The following is a 15,504-nucleotide window of genomic DNA, read 5'->3' on the forward strand; positions in this document are numbered from 1 at the left end:
CAAGGGCACAGAGAGGCCGAAGGCCGTAATCCGACATTCAACTACCACAAAAAAACAGATTATCGGCTTACGGCTGCGCCTAAGCCGACCTACTAAAGCAAAAATCCACGCCCACAAAAAAGCCGGCAATTAATGCCGGCTTTCTTGATACAGCTTGCATGGTTAGTCGATCAACGCACCACCACAAAGAACACACCGCCGTTGCGGTTAACCCGCAGCAACAGGGCCGCTTCTTTATCGTCCACGGCCTTACGTAACTCGTCCATGGTGTTCACGTCCTGGCGGTTCACGTTAATGATCACGTCGCCGTTACGCAGGCCTGCGCGCCAGGCCGGGGAGCCTCGTTCTACTTCGTCGACCAACACGCCGGCATCGGCATGTTGCAGCTCGCCTTTTCGCAGGTCGCGCAGGTTGGCGCCTTCCAGGAATTTGGAGACGGCCTCACCGCCGGCGGTTTCCCGTGATGACTCGCTGATCACGGCGGTGACGTCTTTTTTCCTGCCATCACGCAGGATGCTCAGGGTCACTTTCTCACCCACCGGCGCCATGCCCACCTTGTTACGCAGGTCGGCTGCGCGGTTTACCGGTCGACCATCCACGGCAGTGACTACATCACCGCTTTTCAGGCCGGCTTTCTCTGCTGCACTGTCTTCCACCACCTGGGTGATCACCACGCCGCGCTGGCGCTCAACACCAAAGGCTTCCGCCAACTCCGCCGTCAGGTCCTGAATGGTGACGCCGAGCATGCCGCGGCGCACTTCACCGTGTTCGATGAGCTGCTGCATCACGTTCTCGGCCATCTCCGTGGGGATGGCAAAACCGATGCCCACATTGCCACCGGCCGGCGCCAGAATCGCCGTATTGATACCCACCAGCTCACCACGCAGGTTCACCAGTGCACCACCGGAGTTGCCCGGATTAATGGAGGCATCGGTCTGGATAAAGCTTTCATAGCCTTCAATGCCCAAGCCTGTGCGACCCAACGCGGAAACGATGCCGCTGGTCACCGTCTGGCCGAGCCCGAAGGGGTTACCAATGGCGACCACAAAATCGCCAACACGCAGACCGGTGGAATCGGCAATGGCAATTTGGGTAAGGCGTTCCGCCTCTTCCAGCTTCAGTACCGCCAAATCCACTTCTTCATCCACACCCACCAGTTCCGCCGACAGTTCGCGGCCATCGGTAAGGGTGACTTCAATATTGTCCGCGTTCTTGACCACGTGGGCGTTGGTCAGCACATAGCCTTCAGCAGCATCCACAATCACCCCGGAGCCGGCACTGGCAGCGCGGCGCTCGGAGGGCCGCTGGCGTTCCGGCATGTCGAAAAAGCGACGAAAGAAAGGATCATTCATCAACGGATTACGCGCCGCCCGCACCCGGGTTTCGATGGCAATATTCACCACCGCCGGCGAGGTTTTTTCCAACATGGGGGCCAGTGAAGGAAGCGCGTCCCCTTCTGCCGTGACAGCAGGCAAGGCCGCCTGAACCGGGGAAAAGGCAACGCATAACAGCGTCAGCACCCAGACGACGGGAAGGATTGGTTTTTTTTGCGTAGACAACGTTTTTTCAAACAACGGTTGTTCCTCCTGTTTCAAGGAAAACATCATCGATAAAAGGGATGATGGGCTAAAAGTCCAGTACCGGATGCCACCCAGAAATGCCCGGCCCGCAATCGCTGGCAGCCGGGGATTGGGCGTCACCCACTTTTTTCTGACCTGCGCAAACGTCTACGGTTCCGAAGCGAACAGACGAACGCCGTTGTACTCCCGCGATTCCCCCAAATCCGGCCAGGTACAGGACTGCCACTCCCCCAGCAGTCGGTAGCCCGGAGGATTCAGATCCGGCACCCGGGAATCCGCCAACAGCACCGCCCCCGCGGCCTGAAACCGGGCCAGTAACGGCAGATTATCGCGGTCATAGAGAATATCGGCCGCTGTCACCAGATCCGCACCAGCCAGGGCGATATCCAGGTCATTACTCAACGCCACCTCGACGCCATTCTCCCGGGCGTTCATGGCCGTGGCCGTGAGGGCGTCCTCGTCCAGATCACAGGCGATGACCTTGCGTGCCCCCGCCAGGGCCGCAGCAATGGCCACCACTCCCGAACCCGGGCCCACATCCACCACACAACGGCCGGCCACCTGCTCGGGGTTCTCCAGCAGATACTTCGCCAGCACCTGTCCGGAAGCCCAGCAGAACGACCAGTACGGCGGCTCTTCCATGATCGCGTTGACGATTTCCGGGTCCAACGCCTGCTCCGGGAATAACTCATCCAGCAGCCACAGGCGCAGGGCGGGTGTTTGCGGCAATGCCTGGCACGACAGGGACACCGCCGGTAATACGCGGTGGAGCCGTTCGTGCAAGGCGTTGAGGCCTACTTTTTCCTGTTCTGTTGTCATACTCTAGGGCCTTAAGTTTTGCCTATCCGAAATCGTCGAAGAGAATAACAAAATGACCGGCAGACAGGGATGGATTGGCGTTATCGCGCTACTGCTCAGTGTCACCAGCCCCCTCAAGGCACGGGAAATCTGGACAGACGGCGTACCCGACGCTTATTTCAAACATTTCGTGGAGTTCTACAAGGCCGACCCCAGTGCCATGGGCCGCTGGGCCACCGGGTTGACTCGCATCTCCACCGAACAGCTGGATTACACCCTCAAAGCGCTGGATACCACCCAGTTCACCTACCTGTACCCCATGGAAATCAAGGGCTACGACCTGCCCCGCCACAACGGTATCCCTACCGAGGAACTGTCGTTAATGGCCGTGCGGGCCGGCAAGCTGATTCCGGTGCCCTACCAGATAGACGAATTCGACAAGACCGGGCTAATCTGGATTGAAGGTGAAAACGACAGCAAGGCGGAAGGCGACCCCCGCATTTTTGACGATTTCGATGAACTGGTTTTCATGTTCCGCGATGGCGGCTGGGACCGTTTCGATCCGGCGCAACACACCCTGGCCGAAGGGCAGATGCTGGAAGAGATCCGTCTCGACTCACCGCGCAACAAACCGCGCTATCTGTATCTGGTGCGCAATAACAGCGAGCGATCACGGGCGGATTATGTGCAGGTGGATCTGGACGAAGGCTGGATCCAGACCACACTGATGCGGATGGAGTTCGAGCCCAAGGACTTCACCCAGATCCAGTCCATGGCACCGCGCCTGGGACCGCACAAGGACGAAAACGTCTTTGATAATATCTATGTGAATATCAGTACCGGCATTCTTAACCAGAACCTGCGTGTGGATCTGGATACCCGCAAGAACATCAAGGCCACACCTCTCGCCGTGAAAGACGGCGCCGTGCGCGCCTCCATGCTGGTCAAGGCGCGGGTCTGGTATGCCTACCTGCCTACCTTTTTCAGCCAAAAATTCCAGGTGGATTTCTACGAACAGTCGGTGACCATTCCCTCCCGGTTCGCCATCGGCAGCATGAAGGTGCTGAAATTTTTCCTCATGTTCCTGCGTGAGCCGCGCATTCACTTTGCCATTGATTTCCAGAACCTGGATGGCGCCCGGCTGACCTTTGATTCCGTCTACGACAACAAGCAGTACGGGATCGTGGACGGCACCATGAGCGACTTTGAAACCCGCATGAATGCCACCCGCCTGCCCGGCGACTGGCTGCATCTGGATTCCAACCAGGGTTGGGAAATGTTCTTCAGCAACCACATGCCGGTGGTGCCCAACGGCCTGTTCGATGCCTTCCTGGATGGCGTGACCATGAACATGTTCTACGAGGATGATGCCAACAGCACCACCAAGTACGAGCACGATCCAGGTGCCACCCCACGGCTGGGGTTCCAGAGCGAAGGCATTCCCGACACCGTGATTGACCTGATGGGCGCAATCCCCAAGCTCGACTTCCAGAACATGGACAGCCTGGGCGAAGCCATCGTGGCCCTGGCCGCAGCCGAGCAGGACGGCGCATTCGAGAAATACGATGAGGTGGTCAACAAGAAACTGGCTGAACTGAAAGCCGACGGCCGCATCGGCACCGTGGATGCGCTGGCCGATGCCTTTATTGCGGATCTGGACCGGATGAATTTCTCCGGCATTCCCCGGGATACCTTCAACCAGATCGTCCACCAGGCCATTGTCGACACCACCCCGGCGGTGGATCAGATTCACCATGGCAAGGTGTTGGCACGAATGATTACCCTGGCCAGCGATCAGGGCATCGATATTCGCCGCCTGCGCTATGCCACCATGGACAACACCCTGTGGTTCCCGGCCTGGGTAGGCGAAGGTGGGGCCAGCGACTTTCAGTGGCAGGTCAGCCACGCCCCGACAGCGACGCCACTGGGCCCAGTTGCAGTGCCAGCCAGCAAGCCTGCGCATCCCCCCGAGGCGGCACCTGCAGCGACCGCCCCCGCCGCTACGTCTCCGTCTGGGTCTTCTGCAACAGCGCCGTAAGCGCGGCGCTGTCTTTCACCTGCCCGTCTTCATCCAGCTCCGGATACGGCACGCCGTGGGCATCGCACAAGCGGGCAATACGCGCATAGCCCCAGCGGAAAAGCAATTCGTGGTAGCGATCCGCCGCCACCCGCGGCTGATCATAAAACCCTTTCGCCCGGCGCTGCTCACAGGCTTCGGAAAGAATAATTGCCGCCGCCACACTCACATTGAAGGATTCCACCATGCCCATCATGGGAATGGTCACATTCTGATCTACCACGCTGGCGACCTCGTCGCTAACGCCGAATTTTTCGGTGCCCAACAACAGCGCCGTGGGCCGGCTGTAATCCACTTCCCGATAGGGAATCGCATCATCGGACAAATGTGCCGCCAGCACCTGCACACCCTGCCCCTGCAATTCACGGATCACGTCGGTGCTTTCATCGCGCTTATGCACCTTCACCCACCGCTGCGAGCCCATGGCCGTGCCCGCCGCCATGCGAGCCCGGTTCTTGGGCAACACCGCATGCACATCAAGAATCCCCACCGCGTCACAAGTACGCACAATGGCAGCGATATTATGGGGTTTGTGCACGCCGTCCATGATGACAGTCAGGTCGGGCTGGCGGCGGTCCAGGGTGTCGCAAATGCGGCGGTAACGTTCCGGGGTCATGGGTTTTCCTCGTGGCTGGCCGCGGATTGTATAGGCCCGGCCATGGCTGACACAATTCGCCCGCCTTGCCGATGGCTACGGTCAACAGCGCCACTGCCACTGTGCAACCTAATCCGCTAGGCTTGTGGACTTGTGAAAACCCACGCCCTGGAGGCTCCATGACTCAATCTCCATCCCGCCGTCTGCCCCTTGACGGGGTGCGCGTTATCGAACTGGGACAGCTGTTGGCCGGGCCTTTTACCGGCACCCTGCTGGCCTACTTCGGCGCCGACGTGGTGAAAGTGGAGCCCCCCGGTGGCGACCCGATCCGCGGTTGGCGCAAACTGGATGAGGACGGCACCTCGTTCTGGTGGCGCAGCCTGGGGCGCAACAAGAAATCGGTCACCCTGGATCTGAAAACCGGGCAAGGCAAAGCGCTGGCTCGCAAGCTGATGGTAGGCGCCGATGTGGTCATCGAAAACTTCCGCCCCGGCACCATGGAAAACTGGGGTCTGGGCCCGGATGACTTTGCCACCGACAACCCGGGGCTGATCTATACCCGCATTTCCGGCTACGGCCAGACTGGCCCCTACGCCAGCAAACCCGGCTACGCCTCGGTGTGCGAAGGCATTGGCGGCCTGCGCTATGTGAACGGCTTTCCCGGCGAGCGCCCGGTGCGCCCCAACCTTTCCCTGGGCGACACCATCGCCGGGCTGCACGCAGCGCTGGGCATTTTGCTCGCACTGTTCGAGCGACAAAACAGCCAGCAAGGCCAGGTTGTCGATGTGGCCTTGTACGAGTCCGTGTTCAATCTTCTGGAAGGGGTGATTCCGGAATTCGATGGTGCTGGTGTCATCCGCGAGCCCGCCGGCTCCACCGTCACCGGTATTGTGCCCACCAATACCTACCGCTGCGCCGATCGCAAGTTCGTGGTGATCGGCGGCAATGGCGATTCCATTTTCAAACGCTTGATGACCGCCGCCGGCCGGCCGGATATGGCCGATGACCCCGCCATGGCCAATAACGCAGGGCGTGTAGAACATGAAGACGCCATCGACGCCGCGCTGGACAGCTGGTGCCGCAGCCTGCCCAGTGATCAAGTCCTCGCCATACTCGAAGAAGCCCGGGTGCCCTCCGGCCCCATCTATTCCGTGGCCGACATGATGCAGGACCCGCACTTCCAGGCTCGCGGCCTGTTTCAGCAAGTGGAAATCAACGGCAAACCCCTCAAAGTCCCCGCCATTACACCCAGGCTGGCGGACACCCCCGGCGAAACCCGCTGGCCCGGTGGCGAAGTGGGCAGCCATAACCAGGCCGTGCTCCGTGATGAGCTGGGTTTGAGTGAGGCGGAATTTGCGGACCTGCAGGCCCAAGGCATTATTGGCTGACGCAGGCGCCCGCCCACGGCGTCATTGACGGCAACGTAGCGACAGCGGTAAAAATAAAAAACGTCATCGAAAGCAGGATATCACCATGACCCAGATTCTCTGGATTGGCGTGTGTGTTGTTGCGGTGGGCTTGCTGGGAACCGGGCTGTACTTTCATGCACGCCGACGCACACTCGGCTCTGACCCAATTCTGATTGGCAGCTGCTACTTGAGTGGCGCAGGACTACTGGCAGGCAATATGATTATTCCCCTGTTCTAGCCTCACGGGTGCGACGAGTACCGAGCTGAATATACAGATTATGCATGACACGCTGGGCAATCAGACGAGCGCGGTCAGTCATCGGCCCGGCAAAACGCCCCTCCAGGTTCGCCATAAAATGCCCCAGCCACCGCTCATGATGCTCCCCGGTAAGGGACTCACGGTCATCCAGCGCACGGTGCTTCGCCATCATATGACGCTGATATCCCTTTTCCCCTAGCAGCATTTTGTACCAGTACTGGCAGATGGTAGGCAGGTGCTGTTGCAGGTCGATACCCGCCACGTCCAGAAACACTGGCGCCATGACCGGATCTTTCAGCAAGCGTTGATAAAACCCGTGCACCATGGCATCAATATTTTCCCGACAATCCAGATCCGGCAGGTCACTATCTCTTGCGGGCGATTCACCCGGCCGAAAAAAACCAACCGCCGTCATTCCACTCTCCGCGTGCTTGCGTGAAGCGTGTTGCCTGTAGCGTCTCTCGTTACCACTCAATACGCCCGATGAGGATGTCCTTGAACATGACAAAGTCACCGGCAAGGCTGTACCAGGGATGCTTGAAGGTGGCCGGGCGGTTTTTTTCAAACACATAGTGTCCCACCCAGGCAAAGCCATAGCCCACCACTGGTAACAGCAGCAACCCCCACAGGTTGCCGGTCATGAACACCCCGGCCAGCACGCCAAACAGACCCAGGGTGCCGAAGAAGTGCAGCCGGCGACAGATAGGGTTGCCATGCTCCTGGAGGTAATAGGGATAAAACTCCGCGAAGCTCTGAAAATCAGATTGCTTGATGGTCTCCATGGGACCTCCTGTTAAATTCTCTTGTTCTCAGTATTAAGCTTGCCACAGCCCTCAGTCCCATTCTTGTAACCAACGGCTGACGGGTAAACATTCCGTTCCAGTGTAACGCAATGGCAGGGTTTCAACGGGTCAATTTATTGTGATTTGACGCCAATCGGATGGCACAGCCAGCCATTGCAGTCCCCCTTTGATCATGGACAATGGCGTACTTTCACAATAAACATAACGTCGACCCTTATTTTCGACGCCCTGCACTCTCCTATTTTTGCGAGACATTTATGGCCCTTCGCCCGCGTGTACGCCGTCTGATCAGCAAGCATGGCAACCCTATTCCCCGCAGCCTCGACGGGCTGATTCAGCACGGTGATGAAGCGCCACTGGACAAGACCGGCATGGGCTCCGAACAGGTTGAGTCCATCTGGCGGGCCACACGCAAGCTCTATCGCAGCGGCATGAGCCCGGCAATCAGCCTCTGCCTGCGCCGCCACGGCGAGATCATGCTGAACCGCAGCATCGGCTACGCCGACCCGACCACCCAGCGCATCATGACACCGGATACCCCCGTGTGCCTGTTTTCTGCCTCCAAGGTGGTCAGCGCCATGCTGGTACATCATCTGGTCGAACAGGGTCAGCTTGATCTGGACGACCCTGTAACCCGCTATCTGCCCGCTTACGGACAGAACGGCAAGGGCCGTACCACCTTGCGCCACCTGCTTACCCATCAGGCCGGGATTCCCCGCCCGCAGGAACCGGTGGAAGCCGACATTCTCTATCGGCCCCAGGAGATTATCGACATCCTCTGCGCCGCCAAGCCCAGCGGATTCAATACTCAGGCTTACCACGCGATCACCGCCGGCTTCATTCTTGGCGCCGTGGTGGAAGCCGTAACCGGGGAATCGCTGAACGCCACCCTCGACCGGGTCATTCGCCAGCCCATGGGAATGAAGTATTTCACCTTCGGGAACACCGGCGCGGAACGGGCCGTCGATGTATCCACCGGACTCCCCCTGAAACTGGTAGACCTGTTCCTCAGCTACGCGGTGGGCGGCAGTATCGATGAGGTGGTGGAGGTGACCAACGACGACCGTTTCCAGGAAGCCACCGTACCGGCAGGCAACCTCTACGCCACCGCGGAAGAAGCCAGCCGCTTTTTCCAGATGCTGCTGAACGGTGGCCGTTATGGGGATCAGCAGATTTTCCAGCCAGACACCGTAGCCCGCGCCCTGGAGCCAGCCTACCATCGCCCACGCTTCGACCGGACACTGATGCTGCCACTGAACTTCTCCAACGGCTTTATGCTCGGCAACCGGGGCATGGGCATGTTCGGCCCCGGCGCCCCCAAATCCTTCGGGCATTTGGGTTTTATCAGCATTTATTGCTGGGCGGATCCGCAACGCGATCTTAGCGGTGCCCTGCTCACCACCGGCAAAGGGGTGGTCGGACCGCACTTACCCGCCCTGTTCGGTCTTCAGCACACCATTAACCGGCATACCAAGTTACGCTGAACGCCTGACGCCTAATTCGTGGGGTAGGGTTTTGATCTTCGAAACTCGTTACTCGTTATTCGCTTCTGTTATTTCTTCGCTGTCGCTCGGATCGCTTGCAGCCAAGCTCCTACAGCGGCTTCGCTCCCCGCTTTTGCGCAGGGGATCACCGCCGCAAACATCGCGGTTGAACCACCGCCATTACAGGGCATGCCGGCTTTCACGGATTTTGCGTGTTGCATGAAGCATGGTGCGTGCAGCGGCTCATTCCGGCACCGGCATGCCCCGCTGGCACTGGGTACAGGTCACCACCATATCCAGATGTTGCCGGCGCCCCTCCTCGCTCACCGCCCAGGGGCGGTTAATAAAGGGCGGCTGGTGACGGACGTGCTGGCGGTGGCCGCAGGACAACAGCATGACCCAGTCACCCGCCTCATCTTGCTCAAAGCCATTGACCGTTACTTGAAAAGACATGCTTGCCTCCTCTGTCAGTCATTCCTGTTATACCAACATGACGCCAAAAAAAATGCCCGCATCAGCGGGCATTTTTTAAAGATCACCAACGCTAGATCAAGCCAGTTGGAGACGCTTGCGTTCTGCCGACAGGGCAATAAACAGACTCACGCACATCAACAACAGCACGATGGTAAATGGCAGCCCGGTTGTTACAGCCCCTGATTGCAGAGCCTTCAGGGCTTCCTTGCCACCGCCATACAGCAGTACACCCGCAATCAGGCCTTCCATAACGGCCCAGAAAATGCGCTGGGGCACCGGCGCATCCACCTTGCCACCCGCCGTAATGGAGTCGATCACCAGAGAGCCGGAGTCCGAAGAGGTCACGAAGAAAATCAGTACCAGCGCAATCGCCATAAAGGAAATGATGCCGGTCCACGGCAGATGCGCCAGCATCTGGAACATGGCCAGCGATGCATCACTCACCCCGTTGGCCAGTTCACCCACGCCATTGATGGATTGCTCCAGCCCTGTGCCACCAAAGGTGCTCATCCAGATAATGGTAATCACCGTGGGCACCAGCAGTACCGCCACAATGAACTCACGCACGGTGCGGCCCTTGGAAATGCGGGCAATGAACATCCCCACAAACGGCGACCAGGAAATCCACCAGGCCCAATAGAACACGGTCCAGCCATGCATCCACTCACTGTCTTCACGGCCAAACCAGGTACTCAGCGGAATGATATTACTGATGTAGTCCACCGCCGTGGTGCCAAAACCGGTGATGATCAGCATGGTCGGCCCGGCGATGATCACGAAGAGCAACAAGAAGACTGCCAGGCTCATATTGATGTTACTGAGCACTTTCACGCCACCATCCAGGCCGCGCACCACCGAGAGCACCGCAACAGCAGTAACACCGACAATAATACCGACCTGAACATTGATCGCATTGGGCGTATCAAACAGGAAATGCAGGCCCCCGGCAGCTTGCTGAGCGCCCAGACCCAGCGACGTCGCCAGACCGAAGATCGTGGCCAGCACCGCCAGAATGTCGATGATGTGACCCGGCCAGCCCCAACACCGCTCACCCAGCAGCGGGTAGAACGCTGAGCGGATCGTCAGAGGCATCCCCTTGTTATAGGTGAAAAAGGCCAACGACAGCGCCACTACGGCGTAAATCGCCCAGGGGTGCAGACCCCAGTGATACATGGTTGCCCCCATGGCCGTGTGCCGCGCCGCTTCCGACCCGGCCTCAACCGCTAACGGTGTCCCGTACCACTGGCCATTCAGGTAGGCCACTGGCTCGGCCACGCTCCAGAACATGAGGCCAATCCCCATGCCTGCCGCAAACAGCATGGCAAACCAGGACAGGGTGGAAAATTCCGGTTTGGCGCTCTGTCCGCCCAGCCGAATCTTACCCAGTGGCAGCACGGCCAACAGCACACAGAACAGCACAAAAATATTGCCGCTGACCATGAACAGCCAGTCAAAATGCTCAATGGCCCAAGTCTTGGAACCATTCAGCAGGGTGTTGGCCTGCTCGGGAAAGATCAGCGTCCCGATAACAAACGTGAGGATCAGTACCGCACTGATAAAAAATACAGGATTGTGCATGTCCATACCCATGACCTGCACATTGTCCTGGCCGACGTCATAGTCGGTCTCGTAATCAATTTTCATTTAAGCTCCGTATTCCGTCTTGCTTCGAGGGGCAGATTATCTGCCTTTCAGCCAGTCGGTTCGGACGATGTGAGGAAACCGGTTTGGCTTCCTCTGCAGCTTCCACAGCCAGACATCACCTGAACGCGAAGCGACCCTTCTGGTCGCCATCTTGGTCAGATCGTCAACAATACAAATGCGCTGCAATCCCCTGGACAAAGGAGCCATACGGGGCCCCGGTAGCGTTTGGCGTCGCCAATAACGATGCTTTCATCAGTCTCTCCCTTCTTTGTCGTCTTTAAACAGACTAAATAGTGGTCGACCAATGTCAAATACCTCTCTGTGGCTATGCACCAGCACGCACAAAGTTCGGATCATCAGAGAGCAAGACATCAGTCAGAGATTGGCCGGGAAGAATCCAGCCAAGGCATGGGCGCAGTTAGCCCAGAGAGGAGGTGTTACACGTAGGTGGTTTCAGTAATCTCGACACCGGGTCGTCGTTCCTTTCGCCACAAAAGAGCGCGCATGGTAGCACACTGCGAAAGAACCTGCTTTTACCACCCGTATCCGGCGACGCTGGCCGGGAGATAGCCATAAAAAAACGGAGCCAGTGGCTCCGTTTTTTATTACGCCTGAAGCGATCAGGACATGTTGGACAGGATTGCGCCTTTTACCGCATCCAGATCCGCATCGATGGTGACCATGCGGCTGTCTTGGCACTGGGCAATAGCGGTATCCGGGTCTTTCAGGCCGTTACCCGTCAAAGTGCAGACGATGGTAGAGCCTTCCGGAATCTTGCCGGCCTTGATGTCGCGCATGGCGCCACCAATAGAGGCCGCAGAGGCGGGCTCACAGAAAATCCCTTCTTTCTCTGCCAGCAACTTCTGTGCAGTCAGGATTTCGTGATCGCTAAGCTCATCGAACCAGCCTTTGGATTCTTCCTGCAGTTGCCACGCCTTGTCCCAGGATTGCGGATTACCAATACGGATGGCCGTTGCCACGGTTTCCGGATCAGTTACTCGCTCGCCACGCATGAAGGGCGCGGAGCCTTCAGCCTGATAACCGACCATCTTCGGAGCGGCATTAACGATGCCTGACTTGTGGTATTCGCTGTAGCCCATCCAGTGCGCAGAAATATTACCAGCATTACCCACGGGCAAGCAGTGATAGTCCGGGGCACGCCCCAGCTCTTCGACGATTTCGAAGGCGGCGGTTTTTTGCCCCTGCAGACGATACGGGTTTACCGAGTTCACGATAGTCACCGGCGCCTTCTCGGCCACCTGTTTCACCAGTTCCATGCCTTGGTCGAAATTGCCACGGATTTGCATGATCACGGCACCGTACATCATTGCCTGGGCCAGCTTGCCCATGGCAATTTTGCCTTCCGGAATCAGTACAAATGCGGTGATGCCAGCACGGGCGGCGTAGGCCGCGGCAGCGGCGGACGTGTTGCCGGTGGAGGCACAGATGATGGCATTACTGCCCTCTTCCACGGCCTTGGTGACCGCCATGGTCATGCCCCGGTCCTTGAAAGAGCCGGTGGGGTTTAGGCCTTCGTATTTGACGTAGATATCCACGTCCTTGCCCAACAGCTTGGGAATATTCTTCAGGCGAATCAGCGGGGTGTTCCCCTCGCCCAGGCTGATGATCGGCGTGTCATCATTCACCGGCAGGTGGTCACGGTAACGGTTGATCAGGCCGGTGTAACGGTCACGAAAAGGCATGGTTTTGGTCTCTCTTCATTAGCTTACACGCAACACGCTAACACGCATCACGGTTTTGGCGTGCAGGCGTGCTGCGTGCAGCCCTGCAAGCATTATTTATTCAGGCATCGAGCGTTTCCACTCTGATACGCATTATATCGCTATCTACGGCCTCAAGGGCACCGATCTTGGCCAGGGCGGCGCTCATGTCACCTTCGCGCACCACGTGGGTCATCATCACGATGGGCACCAGGCCCTGGTCCACTTCACGCTGCACCAGGGCATCAATGCTGACATTATTATCACTGAGAATCCGTGTCACATCGGCCAGCACACCGGTCTTGTCTTGCACGTGCAAGCGCAGGTAGAAGCTGCAGGACACGTCATCGATGGTCAGAATCGGCTCATCGGACATCTGGTCGGTGTGGAAGCCCAGATACGGCACTCGCTCGTCGTGGTCCACGGTCAGTGCGCGGCCCAGTTCAATGATGTCAGCCACGACAGCAGAAGCGGTGGGCTCGGCGCCGGCGCCGGCGCCGTAAAAGAGCGTCGGACCGACCGCATCGCCATCAATCATGATGGCGTTCATCACACCATTCACCGCAGACAGCATGGTTTCCTTGGGAATCAGGGTCGGGTGCACACGCAGTTCGATACCGTTGCCGGTGTCCTTGGCGATCCCCAGATGCTTGATGCGATAGCCGAAGTGCGCAGCGCTGGCCACATCTTCCGTGGTAATCCGGCTGATCCCTTCGGTGTAAACCTTGGAAAACTGCAGCGGGATACCGAACGCAATGGAGGCCAGAATGGTCAGTTTGTGAGCCGCATCAATGCCTTCCACATCGAAGGTGGGGTCTGCTTCCGCGTAACCCAGAGCCTGCGCTTCCGCCAGTACATCATCAAACGCCCGGCCGCCCTCTTCCATTTCGGTGAGGATAAAGTTGCCGGTGCCATTGATAATGCCTGCCAGCCAGTTCACGTGGTTCGCCGCCAGACCTTCACCCAGCGACTTGAGGATGGGAATCCCGCCCGCCACGGACGCTTCAAACGCCACATCCACGCCGTTATCCTGGGCGGCCTGGAAAATTTCATTACCGTGCTCGGCAATCAACGCCTTGTTGGCGGTGACCACGTGCTTGCCGTTCTTGATAGCGGTAAGTACCAACTCACGGGCAGTATCAATGCCGCCAATCAGCTCCACCAGAATGTCGATATCCGGGTCTGTCGCCACCGCAAAAATATCGCGGGAAAGACGAATATCACTGGTATCACAGGCCGCATTGTCGCGGCGGGCACCGATATGGGTAATTTCAATCGGACAGCCCACGCGGCGGGCAATATCCCGCGCGTTACGCTTCAGTACATTCACGGTGCCAGAACCCACCGTGCCCAGACCAGCAATACCCACCTTCACCGACTTCACGTGATTTCCTCTCTTTATTCAGGGCGCACAAGATGCAGCCTGTTAGCCCAGCAGCCCATCCTGACGGAACATCTTCTTGATGCCGCGCATGGCCTGCCGGGTGCGTTGTTCATTCTCAATCAGTGCAAACCGCACATGATCGTCACCATAGTCGCCAAAACCGATGCCCGGCGACACTGCTACACCGGCTTCGGTGAGCAGCTTTTTGGAAAACTCCAGCGAGCCCATGGCCTTGTAGGGTTCGGGGATTTCCGCCCAGACAAACATGGTGGCACGGGGCTTTTCCACCGACCAGCCAATGTCACACAACCCGTCCACCAGCACATCACGGCGCTCGCGATACATCTCGCAGATTTCAGCTACACAACTCTGATCCCCTTCCAGGGCGGCTATCGCCGCCACCTGAATCGGAGTAAAGGTGCCGTAATCCATGTATGACTTGATACGTGCCAAGGCGTGGATCAGCTCTTTATTGCCGCAACAGAACCCCACCCGCCAACCGGGCATGTTGTAGCTCTTGGACAAAGAGAAGAACTCCACGGCCACATCTTTAGCGCCTTCCACCTGCAGAATGGAGGGGGCCTTGTAGCCATCGAACACGATATCCGCATAGGCGATATCGTGCACCACCCAGATCTGGTGCTCCCTGGCGATGGCGACTACCTTCTCAAAGAAGTCCAGCTCCACACACTGAGCCGTCGGGTTGCCAGGAAAATTCAGCACCAGCATTTTCGGCTTGGGCCAGGATTCCTTGATCGCCCGCTCCAGCTCCACAAAAAAATCCACCCCTTTCACCATAGGCACATGGCGGATATCCGCGTTGGAAATCACAAACCCATAGGGATGAATCGGGTAACTGGGGTTGGGCACCAGCACGGTATCTCCCGGTCCCATGGTGGCCAGCGCCAGATGTGCCAGGCCTTCTTTGGAACCGATAGTGACAATGGCCTCTGACGCCGGGTCCAGCTCCACGTCATAACGGCGCTGATACCAGTCCGTCATGGCCTTGCGCAAGCGAGGGATCCCCCTCGACTGCGAATAACGGTGGGTATCGCCCCGCTGGGCGGTTTCTGTCAGCTTATCGACAATATGTTTTGGCGTGGGCTGATCCGGATTGCCCATGCTGAAATCGATAATATCCTCACCCCGCGCTCGCGCTGCGGCCTTCATCTCTCCAACAATATTGAAGACATAGGGCGGCAAACGACGGATTCGCTGGAAATCGGTTTCCACGACAGCACCTTGGGTGGGAGTAAAAGAAGGCCGACACATTAAC

14 protein-coding genes are annotated in these 15,504 nt (G+C 58.1%); 4 read left to right on the forward strand and 10 right to left on the reverse strand.

The features are described from left to right. Window positions 1-170: 170 nt before the first annotated feature. Both CL546_RS11395 and CL546_RS11400 read right to left on the reverse strand, forming a co-directional pair. Window positions 171-1,604 (reverse strand): DegQ family serine endoprotease, encoded by a 1,434-nt coding sequence (locus CL546_RS11395; protein WP_290495153.1) that lies wholly within the window; start codon window positions 1,602-1,604, stop codon window positions 171-173. 123 nt (window positions 1,605-1,727) lie between these two features. Then, window positions 1,728-2,399, reverse strand: coding sequence for a class I SAM-dependent methyltransferase (locus CL546_RS11400; protein WP_290495055.1), 672 nt, complete (start codon window positions 2,397-2,399; stop codon window positions 1,728-1,730). A gap of 52 nt (window positions 2,400-2,451) precedes the next feature. On the opposite strand from CL546_RS11400, the gene CL546_RS11405 reads away from it, so the two are divergent. Beyond that, window positions 2,452-4,416 carry a hypothetical protein gene (locus tag CL546_RS11405; protein WP_290495057.1) on the forward strand — a complete coding sequence of 655 codons (1,965 nt, stop codon included), beginning with the start codon at window positions 2,452-2,454 and terminating at the stop codon, window positions 4,414-4,416. Here CL546_RS11405 and trmH read toward each other — a convergent pair. Continuing rightward, window positions 4,379-5,071 (reverse strand): tRNA (guanosine(18)-2'-O)-methyltransferase TrmH, encoded by a 693-nt coding sequence (gene trmH, locus CL546_RS11410; protein WP_290495059.1) that lies wholly within the window; start codon window positions 5,069-5,071, stop codon window positions 4,379-4,381. The genes CL546_RS11405 and trmH overlap by 38 nt on opposite strands. A gap of 158 nt (window positions 5,072-5,229) precedes the next feature. Here trmH and CL546_RS11415 point away from each other — a divergent pair, with 158 nt between their 5' ends. Both CL546_RS11415 and CL546_RS11420 read left to right on the forward strand, forming a co-directional pair. Further along, on the forward strand, window positions 5,230-6,438 hold the full coding sequence (locus CL546_RS11415) for a CaiB/BaiF CoA transferase family protein (RefSeq protein WP_290495061.1): 1,209 nt from the start codon (window positions 5,230-5,232) through the stop codon (window positions 6,436-6,438). Window positions 6,439-6,523: 85 nt separating this feature from the next. Beyond that, the gene (locus tag CL546_RS11420) at window positions 6,524-6,697 is read left to right on the forward strand and encodes a hypothetical protein (protein ID WP_290495063.1); all 174 of its coding nucleotides are present in this window, start codon (window positions 6,524-6,526) and stop codon (window positions 6,695-6,697) included. Here the strand turns inward: CL546_RS11420 and CL546_RS11425 are convergent. Both CL546_RS11425 and CL546_RS11430 read right to left on the reverse strand, forming a co-directional pair. Beyond that, window positions 6,681-7,133: a group III truncated hemoglobin gene (locus CL546_RS11425; RefSeq protein WP_290495065.1), complete on the reverse strand. Its 453-nt coding sequence runs from the start codon at window positions 7,131-7,133 to the stop codon at window positions 6,681-6,683. The two genes, CL546_RS11420 and CL546_RS11425, sit on opposite strands and share 17 nt — an antisense overlap. Before the next feature lie 49 nt (window positions 7,134-7,182). Beyond that, window positions 7,183-7,500 (reverse strand): Mpo1-like protein, encoded by a 318-nt coding sequence (locus tag CL546_RS11430; protein ID WP_290495067.1) that lies wholly within the window; start codon window positions 7,498-7,500, stop codon window positions 7,183-7,185. Between the two features lie 278 nt (window positions 7,501-7,778). Here CL546_RS11430 and CL546_RS11435 point away from each other — a divergent pair, with 278 nt between their 5' ends. Then, window positions 7,779-9,005 carry a serine hydrolase domain-containing protein gene (locus CL546_RS11435; RefSeq protein ID WP_290495068.1) on the forward strand — a complete coding sequence of 409 codons (1,227 nt, stop codon included), beginning with the start codon at window positions 7,779-7,781 and terminating at the stop codon, window positions 9,003-9,005. A 243-nt stretch (window positions 9,006-9,248) separates the two neighbouring features. Here the strand turns inward: CL546_RS11435 and CL546_RS11440 are convergent, their stop codons facing one another. The 5 genes from CL546_RS11440 to alaC form a co-directional block, all read right to left on the reverse strand. Further along, window positions 9,249-9,458: a DUF3565 domain-containing protein gene (locus CL546_RS11440; RefSeq protein ID WP_290495070.1), complete on the reverse strand. Its 210-nt coding sequence runs from the start codon at window positions 9,456-9,458 to the stop codon at window positions 9,249-9,251. A gap of 96 nt (window positions 9,459-9,554) precedes the next feature. Continuing rightward, window positions 9,555-11,123, reverse strand: coding sequence for a BCCT family transporter (locus CL546_RS11445; RefSeq protein ID WP_290495072.1), 1,569 nt, complete (start codon window positions 11,121-11,123; stop codon window positions 9,555-9,557). A 620-nt stretch (window positions 11,124-11,743) separates the two neighbouring features. Further along, entirely contained in the window at window positions 11,744-12,826 is a 1,083-nt protein-coding gene (gene thrC, locus CL546_RS11450) for a threonine synthase (RefSeq protein ID WP_290495074.1), read from the reverse strand. A gap of 100 nt (window positions 12,827-12,926) precedes the next feature. Then, the gene (locus tag CL546_RS11455; protein ID WP_290495076.1) at window positions 12,927-14,228 is read right to left on the reverse strand and encodes a homoserine dehydrogenase; all 1,302 of its coding nucleotides are present in this window, start codon (window positions 14,226-14,228) and stop codon (window positions 12,927-12,929) included. Window positions 14,229-14,270: 42 nt separating this feature from the next. Continuing rightward, window positions 14,271-15,461, reverse strand: coding sequence for an alanine transaminase (alaC, locus tag CL546_RS11460; protein ID WP_290495078.1), 1,191 nt, complete (start codon window positions 15,459-15,461; stop codon window positions 14,271-14,273). Between the last annotated feature and the right edge of the window lie 43 nt (window positions 15,462-15,504).

Origin of the sequence: Alcanivorax sp. (genome assembly GCF_002726155.1) — a bacterium.
Classification (GTDB): Bacteria; Pseudomonadota; Gammaproteobacteria; order Pseudomonadales; family Alcanivoracaceae; genus Alcanivorax.

What these genes read in the sequence shown, in the direction of transcription:
- CL546_RS11395 (WP_290495153.1), bottom strand. Translation starts at nt 1,604, where the DNA reads ATGTTTTCCTTGAAACAGGAGGAACAACCGTTGTTTGAAAAAACGTTG.
- CL546_RS11400 (WP_290495055.1), bottom strand. Translation starts at nt 2,399, where the DNA reads ATGACAACAGAACAGGAAAAAGTAGGCCTCAACGCCTTGCACGAACGG.
- CL546_RS11405 (WP_290495057.1), top strand. Translation starts at nt 2,452, where the DNA reads ATGACCGGCAGACAGGGATGGATTGGCGTTATCGCGCTACTGCTCAGT.
- trmH (WP_290495059.1), bottom strand. Translation starts at nt 5,071, where the DNA reads ATGACCCCGGAACGTTACCGCCGCATTTGCGACACCCTGGACCGCCGC.
- CL546_RS11415 (WP_290495061.1), top strand. Translation starts at nt 5,230, where the DNA reads ATGACTCAATCTCCATCCCGCCGTCTGCCCCTTGACGGGGTGCGCGTT.
- CL546_RS11420 (WP_290495063.1), top strand. Translation starts at nt 6,524, where the DNA reads ATGACCCAGATTCTCTGGATTGGCGTGTGTGTTGTTGCGGTGGGCTTG.
- CL546_RS11425 (WP_290495065.1), bottom strand. Translation starts at nt 7,133, where the DNA reads ATGACGGCGGTTGGTTTTTTTCGGCCGGGTGAATCGCCCGCAAGAGAT.
- CL546_RS11430 (WP_290495067.1), bottom strand. Translation starts at nt 7,500, where the DNA reads ATGGAGACCATCAAGCAATCTGATTTTCAGAGCTTCGCGGAGTTTTAT.
- CL546_RS11435 (WP_290495068.1), top strand. Translation starts at nt 7,779, where the DNA reads ATGGCCCTTCGCCCGCGTGTACGCCGTCTGATCAGCAAGCATGGCAAC.
- CL546_RS11440 (WP_290495070.1), bottom strand. Translation starts at nt 9,458, where the DNA reads ATGTCTTTTCAAGTAACGGTCAATGGCTTTGAGCAAGATGAGGCGGGT.
- CL546_RS11445 (WP_290495072.1), bottom strand. Translation starts at nt 11,123, where the DNA reads ATGAAAATTGATTACGAGACCGACTATGACGTCGGCCAGGACAATGTG.
- thrC (WP_290495074.1), bottom strand. Translation starts at nt 12,826, where the DNA reads ATGCCTTTTCGTGACCGTTACACCGGCCTGATCAACCGTTACCGTGAC.